General features: G+C 60.9%; 2 protein-coding genes. Both read right to left on the bottom strand.

Annotated elements, in window-relative coordinates:
- Positions 1–391: TniQ family protein (locus A3764_RS26465; RefSeq protein WP_443069399.1), on the bottom strand; the 391-nt coding region annotated here is incomplete at its 3' end.
- Positions 392–453: 62 nt separating this feature from the next.
- On the bottom strand, positions 454–1,165 hold a 712-nt coding region (locus A3764_RS19680), incomplete at its 5' end, for a TniB family NTP-binding protein (RefSeq protein ID WP_067951999.1).

Raw genomic sequence — 1,165 nt, 5'->3', positions numbered from 1 at the left:
GCAGGTGGGCACCGCATTCAAGGCAGCGGTCCCGCAGCATCTCTTTGTGAACCGGGCAAACAACCCGTTCAACCAACCTCCAATCAGCCCGAATATAGGCGTCCCGCCCCACCGCGACATCCGCATCAAAGCAGGCAAAACATACGGATACACCTCCCCCTCTCGCACTCGAAATCCAATCGCGCGGCCGGTTGTGGTGCCTAAATTTCAATGAAAGGCGTTCGAGGCGCGCAGGATCGATCCTGCAGCCCCGCGCCCAAATCTTTAGTAGTTCCGGGTCAGGCGCTGTGTCATCAATCTGGCGTAGCAACGGTAGGGTATCCCTCTGCCCTGCCATATACGCCGTCATGTCAGGCACCTCCAAACCATAGCGAGAGGCGACCCGGACCATCCAAGAGGAGAGCAATTCATCCCGAAACGGGCGCGGCGCAACGGGAAGCCGGATCGCTGCTGTCATGCCGAAGCCTGGGGTTGCGGGGTTTGGCGCGGCCGACGGCGATTGCTCTGCGTCATCGACACCAGCGGCAGTACTAGATCATCTCCGAAACTCTTGGCGTCGAGTCTCTCCCGGCCAGAGTGAACGGCTGCTTCCGCCGCGGTCTCGATCAAACGGAATATGCGCGCCGTTACACCAGAGGTCAGCGCATGGACCCGTGCCCTGGTCGCGGTGCCCGTCAGATCGGACGGCTCGCGCAGCGGCAGGATGTGCCCGAGGCTTTTCAGAAGTCCGGCAAAGACGGCATCGTTCTTCCAGGGCTTGAGGTGAAACGCTTCGAACCGCTCCGCCAATTGCGCATCCGTCAGCAATGCCTGGCGGGCGAGGTCGGTCCCTGCGCAGACCAGGGGAATCCGCAGATCGTTGGCGAGGAATCTTATGGCATTGAGGAAAATCCGCTGCTGCCTATATGTCCCGGCCAGCATGCCGTTCACCTCGTCGAGAATGATCATCTTCGCCCCGACCGTTCGCAGCAGCGAGCGGCAGACATCTTTCTCGCGGGCCAATGTGCCCCCGGCCATTGCCGGCGCGCCCATACTGGACAGCAATTCGCGGTAAAGATCCCGCTCGATCGGCTCGGAGGGTACTTGTGCAACCACCACTGGGCGATGATCGACGCCGGTTACCTGACAGAACTTTGGCGGGTGATCACGTTCAAACTTGCGCACG

Origin of the sequence: Sulfitobacter sp. HI0129, assembly GCF_001635395.1 — a bacterium.
GTDB lineage: Bacteria > Pseudomonadota > Alphaproteobacteria > Rhodobacterales > Rhodobacteraceae > Sulfitobacter.
The sequence above is the reverse complement of the archived record's forward strand: the minus strand, read 5'-3'. Positions and strand labels throughout refer to the sequence as shown.